Source organism: Bacillus sp. SLBN-46 (assembly GCF_031453555.1).
Classification (GTDB): Bacteria; Bacillota; Bacilli; order Bacillales; family Cytobacillaceae; genus Neobacillus.
On sequence record NZ_JAVIZM010000001.1, the window covers coordinates 1762386 to 1779697 of the forward strand.

A 17312-nucleotide genomic window follows, 5' to 3' on the forward strand; every position below is an offset into this window, starting at 1 on the left:
GTGATTCCAACGGATTACCGGAACAACCGGTAGTCCTTTTTTTATTATTATAGTAAAAAAACTGTAGCTATCTAACTTCTATTTTGGCCAAGTCCCCCATATATATTAAACAGACAATGCCTCAAAGGGGGGATTTGGTTGGCGGAAATCATCTTCCAAAGCAAGCTGGATGCACAAAAACTTTATAACCACTTGCTGAAGTACGTACCATATAATCCAATGAATGAAACTATTCTTCTTTTAGAAGATCGACATATAGTAAAAATAGTTGATATTTGCTTTTCTACGGATCTGTTTGACAGGGTGAAATCGGCCTTTTATCAGTTTATAACAAATACGAAACGGGATCATTGGTTTCGAGAGATAGTAAGGGATCACTATTTTTATTCTGACATGGAAGAGCAACAGCAGATTATTGATATTATCTATTCCATACTGGACGGGCAAAGAGAAGATCTTGCTGTTTTATTAAAAGAAATAAATGAAGAGCCTAACCTAATTAGTGCCGCTATTGATGAGATTCTTCATGAAAATGTCACGTTCTCTTTCGACTCTTTTGTTAAATTTCGCCTGCGACCCTATCTGCAAACGCTAGAAAGCTATGTTGAGATTGCCATTGATGAATACAAAATGGAGCAGGAATATCAAATGTTTGTACACATGCTAAGAGACTTTTTAGTGAACCGTGAACCCAAAATGGATACGCTTCATTTATTGTTCGATGAGGAAATTACTTTTTTTAATGAGGATTTTGTTGAAATTAAAAGAGGCGAATTAACAAAATTGATTGATAGAAGGTTATTGGTGAATCATCCTGTTTATGTTGACTCTGCTTCCATTGCACCGCTGCTGTCACTTGCACCAACGTCTATTTTTATTTATACAAAAGATCCTGATGAGCCACTGGTTAGAACCATCAAGAATATATTTGAGGAAAGAGTAACCCTTAAGGAGTATGGTGCACTTCGTGAGATTAAAAAATGGACTTCTGAAAAAAATTCATCGGAAAATCATGCATAGAAAATAAAATAATGTCAATATTTAGTTTTATGCACCTTGCAATTTTAAAAGTAAATCATTATAATAACGTACATAGCAAATATGTAGTAAAAGTAATGATAAGGACAACAGTATTTCATTTACGGTTTCTAGAGAGGAAGACCACCGGCTGAAAGTCTTCTAACACGGGATAAATACTTACCACCTTTAAACTTCAGCAGTGAACATTTCCTGTTCTATGGAATTAGTAATTGTTGACGGCAACAGCCGTTACCTGACCAAAGTCATGATCAATCGTTTGTATTGAACATGAAAAATTGGGTGGAACCACGTGTTAATCAAAACTCGTCCCTATTCCAGGGACGGGTTTTTTTATTTTTTAAAAGCGATAGAAGGATTTTTGATAGTCCAGAAACGCTCAAAATCAAAGGAGGAATTACCATGTCAGACGTTGTTAAGATTTCGTTTCCAGATGGGGCAGTAAAGGAGTTTCCACGGGGAACAACAACGGAAGATATTGCCGCTTCCATTAGCCCTGGCCTTAAGAAAAAAGCCATTGCTGGTAAATGGAATGGAACTATGTTCGATCTTCGTCGTCCAATTATGGAGGACGGTTCTATAGAAATCGTTGTTCCTGAATCAAGTGATGCGCTAGAGGTATTGCGACACAGTACAGCACACTTAATGGCTCAAGCTGTAAGAAGACTGTATCCAAATGCAAACCTTGGTGTAGGTCCGGTGATCGAGGGTGGATTTTATTATGATATGGACCTTGAGGTGTCGTTAACACCAGAGGACCTTCCAAAAATCGAAAAAGAAATGGCGAAAATCGTTAATGAAAATATTGAAATTGTTCGCAAAGAAGTAAGCCGTGCTGACGCTGTTCAATTATTTAAAGAAGCAGGAGACCCTTACAAGCTTGAACTAATTGAAGCGATTCCTGATGAAGAAACCGTGACAATCTACGAACAAGGTGATTTTTTCGACCTTTGCCGTGGGGTTCATGTTCCTTCAACTGGAAAAATTAAAGAATTTAAACTTTTGAGTATTGCGGGTGCTTACTGGGCGCGGTGATAGCAATAATAAAATGCTGCAACGTATCTACGGAACGGCCTTTTTTAAGAAAGAGGATTTGGCTGAACACCTTCGCCTTCTTGAAGAAGCGAAAGAACGTGACCACCGTAAAATTGGTAAAGAGTTGAGCTTATTTACAACTAATCAATTAGTCGGTCAAGGGTTGCCACTATGGCTTCCTAAAGGGGCTACTATCCGCCGTGTAATCGAACGATATATCGTAGATAAGGAACAACGACTAGGATATGACCATGTGTATACACCGGTTATGGGTAGCGTAGATTTATATAAAACTTCTGGCCACTGGGATCACTATCATGAAGATATGTTCCCTGTAATGGAAATGGAGAACGAACAATTAGTTCTGCGTCCGATGAACTGTCCGCATCATATGATGGTTTACAAGAACAGTATCCACAGCTATCGTGAATTACCAATTCGTATCGCAGAGCTGGGATTAATGCACAGATATGAAATGTCAGGTGCATTAGCTGGTTTGCAGCGTGTTCGTGGGATGACATTAAATGATGCGCACATCTTCGTCCGTCCAGATCAAATTAAGGATGAATTTAAACGTGTCGTCAACTTAATCCTAAATGTTTACAAAGATTTCAACATTGACGACTATTCGTTCCGACTTTCTTACCGCGACCCACAGGATACAGAAAAATATTTTAACGATGATGCAATGTGGGAAAAAGCGCAAAGCATGCTGAAGGAAGCAATGGATGACCTTGGTTTAGATTATTTCGAAGCAGAAGGCGAAGCTGCATTCTATGGTCCAAAACTTGATGTTCAGGTGAAAACAGCACTAGGTAAAGATGAAACTCTTTCCACTGTTCAACTTGACTTCTTACTTCCAGAGCGATTTGACTTAACTTATGTGGGTGAAGATGGTAAGCAACATCGTCCTGTTGTTATCCATCGTGGTGTCGTATCAACAATGGAACGTTTTGTTGCCTTCTTAATTGAAGAGTATAAAGGAGCATTCCCAACTTGGTTGGCACCAGTTCAAGTTCAAGTGATTCCTGTTTCTCCAGGTGTTCACTACGATTATGCAAAGCAAGTACAGGAACAGCTTCAAAATGAAGGCTTCCGTGTAGAATTAGATGGCCGTGATGAAAAGATTGGTTATAAAATTCGTGAAGCACAAATGCAAAAAATACCATATATGCTCGTTGTCGGTGACAAAGAAGTGGAAGATCATGCGGTTAACGTTCGTAAATATGGTGAGCAAAACTCAGAAACAAAGCCGTTTGCTGACTTCCTAGCCGAAATAAAAGGGGAAGTGCAAAGAGGATAAATTTTTCAGAAAGAGAGGGTCATACCTCTCTTTCTTTTTGTTTTTGAAAAAAATATATTGAATAATTTTTGGTTTCTTGCTACAATAAATTTCGTTGTCATGAATTAATAGTTCGTTTGACAATACGTCTTTGTTTATGTTATAGTTACAAAGGTTAAATTGAATATGATTTTGGGAAAAGAAGAAGCACCCGCTTCTCACCTGATTGACGCATACGGCAGTTGGCAGGTTTTACGTGAACTTTTTGTTTATTTACTTTTGTTTCGTAAAGTGTGGGTGTATTCATCCGCACTTTTTTGTTTGTGTACTTAAGAAATAGCACTTATAAAAAGTTTTATACCTGTCGATTCCAATTAGGGTGTCAAATAGTAAGGTGAATCATTCTTGTACCCATGACGTTGTATTCGTGAAAAAACCTTGGAGGTGGCTAATTATTAGCAAAGACATGTTGTTAAATGAGGGCATCCGCGCTCGCGAAGTTCGTTTGATTGACCAAAATGGCGAACAGTTAGGGATTAAATCCAAAAACGAAGCGTTGGAGATTGCCGGACGAGTAAATCTTGATTTGGTACTTGTAGCACCAAATGCAAAGCCTCCGGTAGCCCGGATTATGGACTATGGCAAATTCAAATTCGAGAATCAAAAGAAAGAAAAAGAAGCTCGTAAGAATCAAAAGATTATTACTACTAAAGAAGTTCGTCTAAGCCCAACGATAGATGAGCATGACTTTAATACAAAGCTTCGTAATGCTATTAAGTTTTTGGAAAAAGGCGACAAGGTAAAAGCTTCCATCCGATTTAAGGGTCGAGCAATTACCCATAAAGAAATTGGTCAACGTGTATTAGACCGTTTCTCTGAAGCATGCAAGGAAGTAGCGACTATTGAGTCACATCCAAAAATGGATGGCCGAAGCATGTTCTTGGTTCTAGCACCTAAAGCTGATAAGTAATAAGGAGGATATTCCAATGCCAAAAATGAAAACTCACCGCGGCGCTGCAAAGCGTTTCAAAAAGACTGGTTCTGGTCAACTTAAGCGTGACCATGCTTATACAAGCCATTTATTCGCAAACAAATCTACAAAAGCTAAGCGTAAACTTCGCAAAGGATCTCTTGTTTCTAAAGGCGATTTCAAACGCATTCGTCAATTATTAACTTACGTTAAGTAATCTCGGACAGATTGATTTATTATAGGAGGGAAATTACATGCCACGTGTAAAAGGCGGTACAGTTACTCGCAAACGTCGTAAAAAAGTTCTTAAATTAGCAAAAGGTTATTACGGTTCAAAACATACATTATATAAAGTTGCTAACCAACAGGTTATGAAATCTTTAATGTATGCATTCCGCGATCGTCGTCAAAAGAAGCGCGACTTCCGCAAACTTTGGATTACTCGTATCAATGCAGCAGCTCGTATGAACGGTCTTTCTTACAGCCGTTTAATGCATGGCTTAAAGCTTGCTGGTATCGAAGTAAACCGCAAGATGCTTGCTGAATTAGCAGTAAGCGATGCTAACGCATTTGCTGAATTAGCAAACCAAGCTAAACAACAACAAAAATAATTAAAGATATAAAGCCATTCTCTCTTGAGGATGGCTTTTTCTATAAGGGGGATACAGCATTGGATAGTAAACTGCTTTTACTTATGGTCTATGTCATAATGAGCCTAATAGGACTTTTTATTATGGGAGAAGATAAAAAGCGTGCCAAGAAACATCAATATCGAATTTCTGAGAGGACCTTATGGCTGGTAGCATTATTTGGCGGTGCCATCGGAACGACTGCAGGAATGCAGATTTACCGTCATAAAACAAAGCATTTAGCATTTCAAATCGGCTTTCCCTTTCTAGCGGGAGTCGAACTGATACTTTTAATAAAGGTTTGGTGGTAATCGTATGCAACTACAAAAACTATTTGAGATGCAAAAGGCATTGGATTCACATATAGAAGAAAAACATCAACTGCAAAATGAGGCTTTATTTGATCGCAAGGTTCTTGCCTTGCTTGTGGAAATTGGAGAATTGGCAAATGAAACTCGTTGTTTTAAGTTTTGGAGTGTCAAGCCTGCCTCAGATAAAGCTGTGATTCTTGAGGAGTTTGTGGACGGAATCCATTTCATATTGTCACTAGGAATTGAGTGTAATTTTAATAATATAGATATTAATTTGAGGCGGAAGCAATCAACTTTGGATGTAACCGAACAATTCCTAATTGTATATGAGACAATCGGTATGTTCCAAAAAAGCAAACAGTTTGATGATTACATAAAGGTTTTTGAAGCATATTTGCAGCTGGCCTCCTTGCTTGGATTTAATGAGAAAGAAATGGAGCAGGCATATTTTCTTAAAAACGAAGTAAATTATCAAAGACAAGAAAATAACTATTAGCAGAAAATTTGTAAATTTACAGTTTTTTTAGGTATAATGAAGGTCGGATATACATAATTAGGGGGGCTAAATAAGTGGCAAAACTTGATGAAACATTATCGATGTTAAAAGATTTAACCGATGCCAAAGGGATTCCCGGCAATGAGCGTGAAGTACGCGAAGTAATGAAGAAATACATAACTCCATTGGCTGATGAAGTAACTACTGACGGTCTTGGAAGTTTAATAGCCAAGAAGGTCGGTAAAGAAGGCGGCCCAAAAATTATGGTTGCTGGTCATTTAGATGAAGTTGGCTTCATGATCACACAAATCGACGATAAAGGCTTTCTACGTTTTCAACCAGTTGGCGGTTGGTGGGGACAAGTCATGCTTGCACAACGTGTTACGATCGTTACAAAAAAAGGTGATGTAACGGGTATTATCGGTTCAAAGCCACCACATGTTTTATCAGCTGAAGCTCGTAAGAAACCAGTTGAAATTAAAGATATGTTCATTGATATCGGTGCATCCAGCCGTGATGAGGCACAGGAGTGGGGCGTACGTCCTGGAGATATGGTTGTTCCATACTTTGAGTTTACAGTTATGAACAACGAAAAGATGCTTTTGGCTAAAGCTTGGGATAACCGCATTGGCTGTGCCATTGCGATTGATGTATTACGACAGCTACAAGGCACTGACCATCCGAACGTTGTTTATGGTGTAGGAGCCGTTCAAGAGGAAGTTGGTCTGCGCGGGGCGAAGACTGCCGCTGCTAAAATCCAACCGGATATCGGTTTTGCTGTTGATGTCGGTATTGCGGGTGATACGCCTGGAATCACTGAAAAAGAAGCAATGAGCAAAATGGGCAAAGGCCCACAAGTGGTCATTTACGATGCTTCCTTAGTGGCACATAAAGGGCTTCGCGATTTCGTTACAGATACAGCAGAGGAACTAAACATTCCTTTCCAATACGAGTCCATCCCTGGCGGTGGTACGGATGCTGGTTCAATCCATCTAACACATAATGGGGTTCCTGCATTAGCGATCACAATTGCGACCCGTTATATCCATTCACATGCAGCTATGCTTCATCGTGATGACTATGAAAATGCGGTAAAGCTAATTGTCGAAGTTATCAAACGCCTAGACCGTGAGGCAGTTGACAAGCTTACATTTGAATAATAAAAAGGAAATCCCCGGTAAAAGTCGCCGGGGATTTTTTTGCAGAAAAAAGCTGCCGATTTCATATCGGCAGCTACACGAAGTTTACTTTAACCCGCTTTCAAGAGTTTCAAGCATTTCTTTTTTCTCTTCTTCAGAAGAATTCTTCCAAATGATTTCAAATAGAACGCCAAGACCTGGGAGCATTTTTTCCTCTCCATTTTGAATAGCATCTACAATTGTATCTTCTAATTGATCCTGCGTATTACCAGAGACATTGTGAATAATCGCATTTCGCAAATTTAAGTTCATAAACACACACTCCTTTTTATAACCTTCATTCTTTTATATCATTTCTATTATGTGGTTTTATTATGTATCCTTTTTAGGCTATAATGAGAAAATCAGAAGAGTTATTTAAAAGGAGAACCAGTTTTGAAACATATTGAATCTGTAAATAATCCTAAGGTAAAACAATGGAAAAAGCTTTTAACGAAAAAAGAGCGTGATAAAACCGAATCATTTATCGTGGAAGGCTTTCATTTAGTAGAAGAAGCATTAAAACAAGGAGAACAGGTATTAGAAATTATTGTTTCTGAGAAAATTGACCTACCTCCGCGTTGGGATATAAGTTCTACTCCAGTTACTCTTGTTACGGAGGAAATTTCTGATCTGTTAACAGAAACGGAAGCACCGCAAGGTATTTACGCCGTGTGCAGAATGCCAAGTAAGAGGACGGAGGCTCAGGCGGAAGAGGGTCAAACCTACTTATTGATCGATGCGGTCCAGGATCCAGGAAACCTTGGCACGATGATTCGTACAGCTGATGCCGCAGGGATTGACGCAGTGATCGTTGGGCGTGGGAGTGTGGATATTTATAACTCCAAGGTTTTAAGAGCTGCACAAGGAAGCCATTTTCACCTTCCAATTCTTCGAGCTGACCTTCATGAATGGGTGGATAAACTCCATGAAAAGAATATCCCTGTATACGGGACAGCGCTTGAAGGAGCAGCAGTTTATACAGAAATTGCAGGTGGAGAATTCTTCGCTTTAATTGTGGGTAACGAAGGCAGCGGCGTTGGTAAAGATTTGCTTTCTACCACAACGAAGAATCTGTATATCCCGATTTACGGAAAAAGCGAATCATTAAACGTAGCCGTGGCCACAGGGGTTCTTCTTTATTATTTGAAAAAATAGTCGAAAACTAGTTTGACCTTAAAAGGAAAATTATTATATAATAATGCAATATTGAATAGTAAAGACGATGACGGAGAAAAGTATCTGATTAAGGACCATTTAGGGAGAAAGTGTCGTGACTGAAAACACTTTTATGGAAAGGTTCAGAGAAGTTCACCTCCTGAGTTGGCATCGGGACCACAATCGGGCACCTGCCCTTTAGTGTAAAGATGCACCGGCCTAAGCCGTTATCCCAATGAAGCGAACACATGTGTTTCTACATACCGTGTTTACAAGGGTGGTACCGCGAATCAACAACCTCGTCCCTTTCCAGGGATGGGGTTTTTTTGTTTGTTTGTTTACAGGGCCACAAACATAATGACAATTTATAAGGAGGAATAGACATGCAAGAACGTTTAAAGGAATTGCAGGAAGAGGCTATTCAAAAAGTTGAACAGTCCACAAACTTAAAAGAACTAAATGACATACGTGTTGCGTATTTAGGCAAAAAAGGCCCAATTACGGAAGTGCTTCGCGGTATGGGTAAGCTTTCGGCGGAAGAAAGACCAGTTATGGGGGCTCTTGCGAATGAAGTACGTGAAGCTATTGCAGTTAAAATTGAAGAGAAACAAAAGGGACTAGAAGAAGCCGCTGTTTTAGAAAAATTAGCTTCTGAAAGTATTGATGTGACTCTTCCAGGACGCCCTGTAAAGGTAGGAAACCATCATCCATTAACAAGAATCATTGAGGAAATTGAAGATTTATTTATTGGAATGGGCTATCAAGTTGCAGAAGGTCCAGAAGTGGAGCAGGATTATTATAACTTTGAAGCTCTTAACTTACCGAAAGGGCACCCTGCCCGTGATATGCAGGATTCTTTCTATATTACAGAGGAAATCCTTCTTCGTACACATACATCGCCAGTACAAGCGCGGACGATGGAAAAGCATCAAGGTAAAGGTCCAATTAAGATTATCTGCCCTGGTAAAGTGTACCGCCGCGATAATGATGATGCGACACACTCCCATCAGTTCATGCAAATCGAAGGACTAGTTGTCGGCGAAAACATCCGCATGAGCGATCTAAAAGGAACATTAGAGGTATTTGCGAAGAAAATGTTTGGAGAAGACCGTGAAATCCGCCTAAGACCAAGTTTCTTCCCTTTCACAGAGCCTTCTGTTGAAATGGATATTTCTTGTAAAATTTGCGGTGGCAAAGGCTGTAACGTGTGTAAGCAAACGGGTTGGATTGAAATTCTTGGAGCGGGAATGGTTCATCCGAATGTTCTTGAAATGGCTGGCTACGATTCTAAGAAATACACTGGATTTGCTTTCGGTATGGGACCAGAACGGATTGCAATGCTGAAATACGGTGTGGATGACATTAGACACTTTTATACAAACGATGTACGTTTCTTAAAACAATTTTCAAAACATGAATAGGAGGTTACGACATGTTCGTTTCATATAAATGGCTTCAGGATTATATTGATTTAACTGGAGTAACAGCTGATGAGCTAGCTGAAAAAATTACGAAGAGCGGAATTGAAGTAGAAGGAGTAGACATTCTTAACGAAGGCATCAAAGGAGTGGTTGTTGGTCATGTTCTAGAGCGTGAGCAGCATCCAAATGCTGATAAATTAAGTAAATGTCTGGTTGATGTGGGCGAAGAGCAGCCTGTACAAATTATCTGTGGTGCACCAAATGTGGCACAAGGACAAAAGGTAGCAGTAGCGAAGGTCGGAGCGGTTCTACCAGGTAATTTTAAAATTAAACGTGCGAAGCTTCGCGGAGAAGAATCAAACGGTATGATTTGCTCTCTTACTGAGCTTGGTATGGAAGGAAAAGTAGTTCCCAAAGAATACTCTGAAGGAATCTTTGTTTTTCCGGCGGATGCAGAGGTTGGCGTAGATGCTCTTGAATTGCTTAACCGAGATGATGAAGTACTAGAGCTTAGCTTAACGCCAAACCGTGCAGATTGCTTGAGCATGCTGGGTGTTGCGTATGAAGTGGCAGCGATTCTTGGAAGAGAGGTTAAACTTCCAGAAACGAGCTTGGAGCCAACAAGTGAAAAAGCATCTGATTACGTTAAGGTAGTTGTTGAAGCGAAAGACGATAACCCGCTTTACGTGGCAAAAATCATTAAAAATGTAAAAATTGGTCCTTCACCACTTTGGATGCAAACACGTTTAATGTCTGCAGGCATTCGTCCGCACAATAACGTTGTCGATATTACCAACTATATTTTATTAGAATACGGTCAGCCATTACACGCATTTGATTATGATCGCCTAGGTTCAAAAGAGATTCTTGTTCGCCGTGCAAACGATGGCGAAAAGTTTGTAACACTTGATGACGTAGAACGGACACTGTCATCCGAGCATCTTGTGATTACCAATGGTACGGAGCCTGTTGCACTTGCAGGTGTCATGGGTGGTGCTAATTCTGAGGTAACTTCAGACACAACAACGGTTTTATTAGAGGCTGCTTATTTTAACGGTGGGACTGTTAGAAAAGCATCTAAGGATCATGGATTAAGAAGTGAAGCTAGTGCTCGCTTTGAAAAAGGTGTGGATCCAAACCGTGTCCGTGTAGCTGGTGAACGTGCAGCCTATTTAATGGCAAAGTATGCTGGCGGAGAAGTGTTAGAGGGAGCTTCAGAGGTGGATACACTTACTGTCGAACCAGCAGTGGTATCGATTACTCTTGAAAAAATCAATCGTGTCCTAGGCACAGAGCTTCAAATGAGCGATGTAAAGGATATCTTTGACCGTCTTCAATTCTCTGTTAGTGTAGAGCAGGATACGATTACTGTTACGGCACCAACACGCCGCGGAGATATCCGAATCGAAGAAGATTTATTAGAAGAAGTAGCTCGTCTATACGGCTATGATAACATTCCAAAGACATTACCAATCGGTTCTACTACTGCTGGAAAGCTGTCCGAGTATCAAAAGAAGCGTCGAGTGGTCCGTCAGTATCTTGAAGGAGCAGGCTTGTATCAAGCCGTTACCTATTCCTTAACAAGTGAGGAAAAAGCGGCACAATTTGCTCTTGAAAAGCGCGATACAATCCGTTTAGCAATGCCGATGAGTGAGGAACGCAGCGTGCTTCGTTTGAGCATCATGCCACAGCTGTTAGAAGTAGTAAAATATAATAGCGCTCGTCAGAACGACAGCTTAGCCGTGTATGAAACTGGTGCTGTATTCTTGGCAAATGGCGAGGATACACTTCCAACCGAAAAAGAACATGTAGCAGGTGCAGTAACTGGTCTTTGGCACAGTCATTCATGGCAGGGTGAGAAGAAGGCAGTAGATTTCTTCGTTGTAAAAGGTATTTTAGAAGGAATGTTTGCTAAGCTTGGCTTATCTGACAAAGTCCAATATGTTCAAGCACAGGTAGAAGGAATGCATCCTGGCCGTACAGCGGAAGTTCTCTTTAACGGGGAGAAAATCGGCTTTGTCGGTCAAGTACACCCAAGTGTGCAGAAAGACCTTGATTTAAAAGATACGTATGTATTCGAACTTTCCTTACAAGCGATCCTTGAAGCAGAAGCACCAGTATTACAATATGAAGCGATTCCACGCTTCCCATCTATCACAAGAGACATTGCCCTTGTGGTAAACAGAGAAACGGTGTCAGGCACCTTGAAGGATATCATTTTAACGACAGGTGCACCGCTTCTTAAAGAGGTTCATGTGTTTGATTTATATGAAGGCGACAAGATGGAAGAAGGCAAGAAGTCGATCGCGTTCTCATTAAAATATGCGGATCCAGAACGTACTTTAACTGATGAAGAAGTAACAAAGGTTCACAGCAGCGTTCTTAAGGCATTAGAAGAAAAAGCAGGCGCGGTTTTACGAGGATAGTTTCATAAAAATAGAAAGAGGCCGGCTCGGAAAAAATTTCCGGGCTGGCTTTTTTATTGATTTTTTCTAATAAAGTTCTTATGTTTGTAACAAATTTCGCTAAAATTCGGCAGGGATTTTGAAATTCTTTTAGAAAAACATTATTAAATTGAAAGGAGTGAAAATGATTGGTTGTTAAAGAAAGGAATATTCCATTAGTAATGCTTATTTTAGAGGCTTTGTCCAGAAGGCTGCCCTTAAATTATCCTAAATACCAGCAGGTTTTAGAGGAATTAGGAAGGAGGCAGGCTGGATACAAAGGTGAGGTAAGTCTTGATTATTACTTACGTTTACTCCCAATGGATAAGTACACAATACTCCACGATTTAAACCTTCCAGATGGTGACTACAACTGCCAAATAGATACTCTCCTCTTAACAGAAGAATTCGCCCTAATTATTGAAGTGAAAAATATAGCTGGCAAACTAATTTTTGATACAGAAAATGAACAGTTTATGCAAGTAAATAATGAGAAGGAAAAAGGTTATCCTTATCCCATCGCTCAAGCAGAAAGGCATCGAGATCATCTTGAGAAACTAATGGCAGAATATAGATTTCCTGCTGTTCCAATTTTATACCTTGTGGTTATCAGCAATGGGTATTCTTCGTACGTAATTACCGGAAAAAATTCTCATAAAGTAAAGGCTCGAGTATGTAAAGCAGATGTTTTACTAAAAAGAATTTCTAGTATTGAAAATCAGTATTCCAAGCCTATTCTCAATGCTAAAGAGATCCGAAAGCTTAGTCGTCTACTTATAAAACTAAATACAATTCCAACCAATTATATTTTAAAAAAATATCAAATCAATAAAACGGATGTATTAACTGGTGTCTTTTGCCCAACCTGCAATCATGTTCCATTGATTCGTAAGAAAAAGAAATGGCACTGCACTTCATGTAACATATACTCAAAAGATGCACATGTAACTGCCCTAAAGGATTATTTTTTGCTAATAGATTTAAAAATTACGAATCAGCAATTTCGAGTTTTTGTTCATCTAGATTCAATTGATACAGCAGGAAGAATGTTACGATCTGAAAAAAATTTAAAAGCCAATGGGACAAAGAAGATGCGTGTGTATATTCCGGTTAATTTTCCGTGAATTTTACGAACGCAAATAAAACTAGATTTATCGCAAATAAACATATTCTTTTCGCAAATAAAACCGCTACTTACGCAAATAAAAGACCATTTTTCGCAAATAAACCTATCAAAACACGATAAGAAAGCATAAAAAGAGGAAGTCTCTAAGTAAATTACTAGAGACTTCCTCTTTTTTTCTATTTTTCTTTATATTTTTCATAAAAAGCATCATACTTCTTCGCCAAATCAACATCCAAATTAGTCAATCCCCCGGCATTCCACGATGTGAGCCGCAAAGTAACTAATTTATAGTCGATCGCGATAAATGGATGATGGTTGACTTCTTCAGACAACTCCGCAATCTCATTCACGAACGCTACACCTTTTAAAAATTCACGAAAACGATATTTTTTCACGATGAATTTACCGTCGAGTTTCCAACCGGTTAACTCCGCAAGGAATTGATCAATCTCTGTTAAACTAAGTCTATTTGCCAAAATATCCCCTCCTACAATAAGTGTATTCGCCACACCTATCAGAACTTCCTTTTATTCACAAGAGCCAGTGCTTTATCCGTATTAGCAAAATGCAGTTTCACGAAGGAGGGGAGAATATCGCTGCCTTTACTAGTAATTAGCTTGGCGGCTGCGACATCTACCTGTGCACCTGCACCCTTTGGAATCTTAAAACCTGCTGCTTCACTCAGCTTGTCTATATATTGGACGAAGGCGTAGCGAGCTAGAATACTAGCGGCAGCAACAGCTAAATGAATTCCTTCTGCTTTCGTGCTGAAACAAACCTTTTCTTTAGCAATCGCTTTTTGGCCTTTCAGATGCTGATAATAAGTACTTGGCTGTACAAATTGATCAATGAGGATCGCTTCTGGCTGATCGGGAGCAATCTTCTCCAGAACATTTAATATTGCCTGATTATGAAGAATCGCCTTCATTTTCCCTTGTGACATGCCCGACTGTTGCAGCTTATTATATTTGTCATTTTTCAAAGTCATTAAGCTGAAGGGAACAACATCCTTGATAACCTTTGCAATCGCAATAATTTTTTCATCATTTAAGTCCTTTGAATCGCGGACACCTAATTCTTTTAATAGAGGAATATGTTCTTTTTTCACATAGGCGGCAACAACGGTAATCGGACCGAAAAAGTCTCCCGTCCCCACTTCATCGGAACCAATAGCAGACATTTGACTGATGCCAGGCGGCAAATCCCCCTTTGCAGAAGAAGTAACCTTTTTTGTACCACCAGCCCCAGCTGATAAAGCAACACTGCCCCATCTCCCAGCTTCCTTTTCACTATCATTTCCCTGAAATAACACCTTGCCAGAATTGTATGCTGTGATGACACAACCAGGGGTCTTGGCTGAAAACACGCTTCCAGGTGGATTTTTTTCCAAAAGTTGCTTCGAGTAATACTTCTTCATTTCTGTAATTTCATTTATTCCTAATTTAATTACCACATTTCCCAAGTAAAAAACACCACATTTCCACTTATTATAATCTCTAAAACTCGAGCTATATCTTAGTTTTTAATTAGTTTGACTTTTCCAGTTCGAATAGTTCATGTTATGATAGAGAGTAGGATTCTTTGATTGGAGGCATTTGCGTTGTCAAACACACAAAAACACAGAACAACCGTAGATATTTACGGTCAGCAATACGTTATTATGGGTACGGAAAGCCCAAGTCATATTCGGCTTGTAGCATCTTTAGTTGACGATAAAATGCGGGAAATCAGTTCTAAGAATCCATCTCTGGACGTTAGTAAGCTTGCCGTTTTAACAGCCGTAAACGCAGTCAATGATTATATTAAAATTAAGGACCAATTCGACCGGCTGCAAACAGAACTACTAAAGGAAAAGGACTAATTTATCATGTTAGATTTAGCTATTATTATTCTCTTAATTATTGGATTCTTTGTTGGCCTTAAAAGAGGCTTTATACTGCAACTTGTGCATTTAACCAGTTTTATTATTGCATATGTAGTCGCTACAATATACTATGAAGAGCTGGCGCCAAAGTTAACCCTGTGGATTCCCTATCCTAACCTAGGTGAAGGAACAACTTTAAAGCTTTTAACCGATAGCACCAATATGGAGACCGCATTCTATCGTGCCATCTCTTTTGTTATGATCTTTTTTGCTGTGAAAATTCTCTTGCAAATAATAGGGTCCATGCTGGATTTCATTGCTCATTTGCCGGTTCTACGCCAGTTAAATGTGTGGGCAGGAGGAATCTTTGGTTTCTTGGAAGTCTATCTCATTATATTTATTTTATTATATATTGCTGCATTGATTCCAATAGAATTTTTGCAAAATCCTTTGGACAACTCGTTTATGGCAAAAGCAATTGTGAACCACACCCCTATCCTTTCACAGCAAATAAAGAGCTTGTGGATTGAATATAACGCTGCTTGAACTTCTCTGTAGCAGAGAAGTTTTTCTATTCTGCCATAAAGTAGGATAAAATGAAAATGCTAAATACGAGGCGGGTGAACCATAATGGAAGTTAATAAAAAAGATTTGATTCGTTTACTAGAAACGATTGCTATTTATATGGAATTAAAAGGAGAGAATCCTTTCAAGGTATCGGCCTTCCGTAAGGCGGCTACTGCACTTGAAACGGATGAGCGAACTTTAACGGAAATTGAGGATTTTACAGCAATCTCAGGAATTGGAAAAGGGACTGCCGCTGTCATAGAGGAATACATGAAAGAGGGATCCTCTTCGGTGTTAGCAGAGCTCAAGGAAGAAGTACCATCAGGCCTCATTCCGTTACTGCAGCTTCCTGGTCTTGGCGGAAAGAAAATTGCCAAGCTATACAAAGAATTAGGGGTTGTAGACGTTACTAGCTTAAAAGAAGCCTGCCAAACAGGAAAAGTGCAGGCGCTTGCTGGATTTGGCAAGAAGACGGAAGAGAAAATTTTAAGTGCTATTGCGAATGTGGGGACTCGACCTGAGCGACTGCCGCTAGCTTACATGCTCCCAATCGCGGAGCAGATCGAGGTAAGACTTGCTGAAACCTCGGCTATCAATCGTTTTTCAAGGGCAGGAAGCTTGCGAAGAATGAGAGAGACGATTAAAGATTTAGACTTTATTATTGCGACTACTCAACCAGAGAGTGTTCGTCAATCTCTATTAGAATGGCCGAATATCAAAGAAGTGGTTGGTGCGGGTGATACGAAGGTATCATTAGTTTTTGCCTTTGATTATGATGTCTCCGTTGATTTTCGTTTGGTGAAGCCTGAGGAATTTATTACAACCTTGCATCATTTTACAGGGTCAAAGGACCACAATGTTCGCATGAGGCAGCTTGCTAAAGAACGCGGGGAGAAGATTAGTGAGTATGGAGTAGAGAATGTTGAGACGGGTGAAATTCTTACCTTCTCGTCTGAAGAGGAATTTTTCAAGCATTTTGACCTTCCGTTTATTCCACCTGAAATTAGGGAGGACGGCAGAGAAGTAGATACATTCACAGCTCAGCAAGAATTAATTGAGCTTGAAGATATAAAAGGGGATCTCCACATGCATTCCACGTGGAGTGATGGTGCTCATTCAATCGAGGAAATGGCAGAAGCTTGCCGTGCTAGAGGATATCAGTATATGGCGATTACCGACCATTCCCAATATTTAAAGGTAGCGAATGGACTGACGCGTGAAAGACTGTTAAAGCAGAGGGAAGACATCAAACAATTAAATGAGAAATACGATGATTTTCTCATCCTTTCTGGAGTAGAAATGGATATTCTTCCTGATGGGACGTTGGATTATGAGGACGACCTCCTGGCTGAAATGGATTTTGTTATTGCCTCCATTCATTCGGCCTTTTCTCAGCCGAGGGAAAAAATTATGGAGCGTTTAAAAACCGCTTTAACCAATCACCATGTGGATTTAATTGCCCACCCGACAGGCAGGAAAATTGGCCGTCGAGAAGGATATGACGTGGATATTGATTTACTGATTGAACTAGCTAAAGAAACCAATACAGCTTTAGAACTGAATGCGAATCCAAATCGACTTGATTTGGCTTCAGAATATTTAAGAAAAGCACAGGATTCAGGTGTAAAGATTCTCATCAATACAGATGCACACAAAATGGATACATTAAAGCATATGGAAATAGGTGTGTCCACAGCTAAAAAGGGCTGGATTAAGAAATCTTCGGTGATAAATGCACTCGACAAGAATGATCTGCTTGAATTCCTGCACAATCGAAATTAAGGAGGATTCAC

The 17312-nt window shown here is 39.6% G+C and carries 17 protein-coding genes, 1 pseudogene and 3 other annotated features; of the genes and pseudogenes, 15 read left to right on the forward strand and 3 right to left on the reverse strand.

The window, feature by feature from the left end; all coding sequences use genetic code 11:
* Positions 1-138 precede the first annotated feature (138 nt).
* The 8 genes and pseudogenes from ytxC (at position 139) to QFZ87_RS09000 (ending at position 6921) form a co-directional block, all read left to right on the forward strand.
* Complete coding sequence (ytxC, locus tag QFZ87_RS08965) at positions 139-1020, forward strand: putative sporulation protein YtxC (protein WP_309860219.1); 882 nt, start codon at positions 139-141, stop codon at positions 1018-1020.
* An 86-nt stretch (positions 1021-1106) separates the two neighbouring features.
* Positions 1107-1355 (forward strand) — a binding site (T-box leader).
* 85 nt (positions 1356-1440) lie between these two features.
* Positions 1441-3376, forward strand: a pseudogene (thrS, locus tag QFZ87_RS08970) (threonine--tRNA ligase).
* 172 nt (positions 3377-3548) lie between these two features.
* Positions 3549-3680, forward strand: a sequence feature (ribosomal protein L20 leader region).
* A 126-nt stretch (positions 3681-3806) separates the two neighbouring features.
* Positions 3807-4325: a translation initiation factor IF-3 gene (gene infC / locus QFZ87_RS08975; RefSeq protein ID WP_307290749.1), complete on the forward strand. Its 519-nt coding sequence runs from the start codon at positions 3807-3809 to the stop codon at positions 4323-4325.
* A gap of 16 nt (positions 4326-4341) precedes the next feature.
* Positions 4342-4542 carry a 50S ribosomal protein L35 gene (gene rpmI, locus QFZ87_RS08980; RefSeq protein ID WP_308082943.1) on the forward strand — a complete coding sequence of 67 codons (201 nt, stop codon included), beginning with the start codon at positions 4342-4344 and terminating at the stop codon, positions 4540-4542.
* A 37-nt stretch (positions 4543-4579) separates the two neighbouring features.
* Positions 4580-4936, forward strand: coding sequence for a 50S ribosomal protein L20 (gene rplT / locus QFZ87_RS08985; protein ID WP_308082944.1), 357 nt, complete (start codon positions 4580-4582; stop codon positions 4934-4936).
* A gap of 59 nt (positions 4937-4995) precedes the next feature.
* Positions 4996-5265, forward strand: a complete 270-nt coding sequence (locus tag QFZ87_RS08990) for a DUF1294 domain-containing protein (RefSeq protein WP_309860221.1) — start codon at positions 4996-4998, stop codon at positions 5263-5265.
* Between the two features lie 4 nt (positions 5266-5269).
* Positions 5270-5761 (forward strand): dUTP diphosphatase, encoded by a 492-nt coding sequence (locus QFZ87_RS08995; protein WP_309860223.1) that lies wholly within the window; start codon positions 5270-5272, stop codon positions 5759-5761.
* A 74-nt stretch (positions 5762-5835) separates the two neighbouring features.
* Complete coding sequence (locus tag QFZ87_RS09000; RefSeq protein ID WP_309860224.1) at positions 5836-6921, forward strand: M42 family metallopeptidase; 1086 nt, start codon at positions 5836-5838, stop codon at positions 6919-6921.
* Positions 6922-7005: 84 nt separating this feature from the next.
* Here the strand turns inward: QFZ87_RS09000 and sspI are convergent, their stop codons facing one another.
* Positions 7006-7212: a small acid-soluble spore protein SspI gene (gene sspI, locus QFZ87_RS09005; RefSeq protein WP_308082948.1), complete on the reverse strand. Its 207-nt coding sequence runs from the start codon at positions 7210-7212 to the stop codon at positions 7006-7008.
* A gap of 123 nt (positions 7213-7335) precedes the next feature.
* Between sspI and QFZ87_RS09010 the strand changes: the two genes are divergently transcribed.
* The 4 genes from QFZ87_RS09010 to QFZ87_RS09025 all read left to right on the forward strand — a co-directional run bounded on the left by QFZ87_RS09010 (position 7336) and on the right by QFZ87_RS09025 (position 13086).
* Complete coding sequence (locus tag QFZ87_RS09010) at positions 7336-8097, forward strand: TrmH family RNA methyltransferase (RefSeq protein WP_309860226.1); 762 nt, start codon at positions 7336-7338, stop codon at positions 8095-8097.
* Positions 8098-8155: 58 nt separating this feature from the next.
* Positions 8156-8407: a binding site (T-box leader), on the forward strand.
* Between the two features lie 73 nt (positions 8408-8480).
* Complete coding sequence (gene pheS, locus QFZ87_RS09015) at positions 8481-9518, forward strand: phenylalanine--tRNA ligase subunit alpha (RefSeq protein ID WP_309860228.1); 1038 nt, start codon at positions 8481-8483, stop codon at positions 9516-9518.
* An 11-nt stretch (positions 9519-9529) separates the two neighbouring features.
* Positions 9530-11944, forward strand: a complete 2415-nt coding sequence (gene pheT / locus QFZ87_RS09020; protein WP_309860230.1) for a phenylalanine--tRNA ligase subunit beta — start codon at positions 9530-9532, stop codon at positions 11942-11944.
* Positions 11945-12111: 167 nt separating this feature from the next.
* Positions 12112-13086, forward strand: a complete 975-nt coding sequence (locus QFZ87_RS09025; RefSeq protein WP_309860231.1) for a nuclease-related domain-containing protein — start codon at positions 12112-12114, stop codon at positions 13084-13086.
* A 178-nt stretch (positions 13087-13264) separates the two neighbouring features.
* Here the strand turns inward: QFZ87_RS09025 and QFZ87_RS09030 are convergent, their stop codons facing one another.
* Together QFZ87_RS09030 and rnhC are read right to left on the reverse strand one after the other, a co-directional pair.
* Positions 13265-13564, reverse strand: a complete 300-nt coding sequence (locus QFZ87_RS09030) for a 4a-hydroxytetrahydrobiopterin dehydratase (RefSeq protein ID WP_309860234.1) — start codon at positions 13562-13564, stop codon at positions 13265-13267.
* A gap of 38 nt (positions 13565-13602) precedes the next feature.
* The gene (gene rnhC / locus QFZ87_RS09035) at positions 13603-14550 is read right to left on the reverse strand and encodes a ribonuclease HIII (RefSeq protein WP_309860235.1); all 948 of its coding nucleotides are present in this window, start codon (positions 14548-14550) and stop codon (positions 13603-13605) included.
* A 138-nt stretch (positions 14551-14688) separates the two neighbouring features.
* Here rnhC and zapA point away from each other — a divergent pair, with 138 nt between their 5' ends.
* From zapA to polX, 3 genes are all read left to right on the forward strand, one after another.
* Positions 14689-14949: a cell division protein ZapA gene (zapA, locus tag QFZ87_RS09040; RefSeq protein ID WP_308082955.1), complete on the forward strand. Its 261-nt coding sequence runs from the start codon at positions 14689-14691 to the stop codon at positions 14947-14949.
* Positions 14950-14955: 6 nt separating this feature from the next.
* Positions 14956-15498: a CvpA family protein gene (locus QFZ87_RS09045; protein ID WP_309860238.1), complete on the forward strand. Its 543-nt coding sequence runs from the start codon at positions 14956-14958 to the stop codon at positions 15496-15498.
* 84 nt (positions 15499-15582) lie between these two features.
* Positions 15583-17301 (forward strand): DNA polymerase/3'-5' exonuclease PolX, encoded by a 1719-nt coding sequence (polX, locus tag QFZ87_RS09050; protein WP_309860241.1) that lies wholly within the window; start codon positions 15583-15585, stop codon positions 17299-17301.
* The last annotated feature ends 11 nt before the right edge of the window (positions 17302-17312 follow it).

Excerpts from the sequence above, each read along its gene's own strand:
- rpmI (WP_308082943.1), top strand. The coding sequence starts at position 4,342 with ATGCCAAAAATGAAAACTCACCGCGGCGCTGCAAAGCGTTTCAAAAAG.
- rplT (WP_308082944.1), top strand. The coding sequence starts at position 4,580 with ATGCCACGTGTAAAAGGCGGTACAGTTACTCGCAAACGTCGTAAAAAA.
- QFZ87_RS08995 (WP_309860223.1), top strand. The coding sequence starts at position 5,270 with ATGCAACTACAAAAACTATTTGAGATGCAAAAGGCATTGGATTCACAT.
- sspI (WP_308082948.1), bottom strand. The coding sequence starts at position 7,212 with ATGAACTTAAATTTGCGAAATGCGATTATTCACAATGTCTCTGGTAAT.
- pheS (WP_309860228.1), top strand. The coding sequence starts at position 8,481 with ATGCAAGAACGTTTAAAGGAATTGCAGGAAGAGGCTATTCAAAAAGTT.
- pheT (WP_309860230.1), top strand. The coding sequence starts at position 9,530 with ATGTTCGTTTCATATAAATGGCTTCAGGATTATATTGATTTAACTGGA.
- QFZ87_RS09045 (WP_309860238.1), top strand. The coding sequence starts at position 14,956 with ATGTTAGATTTAGCTATTATTATTCTCTTAATTATTGGATTCTTTGTT.
- polX (WP_309860241.1), top strand. The coding sequence starts at position 15,583 with ATGGAAGTTAATAAAAAAGATTTGATTCGTTTACTAGAAACGATTGCT.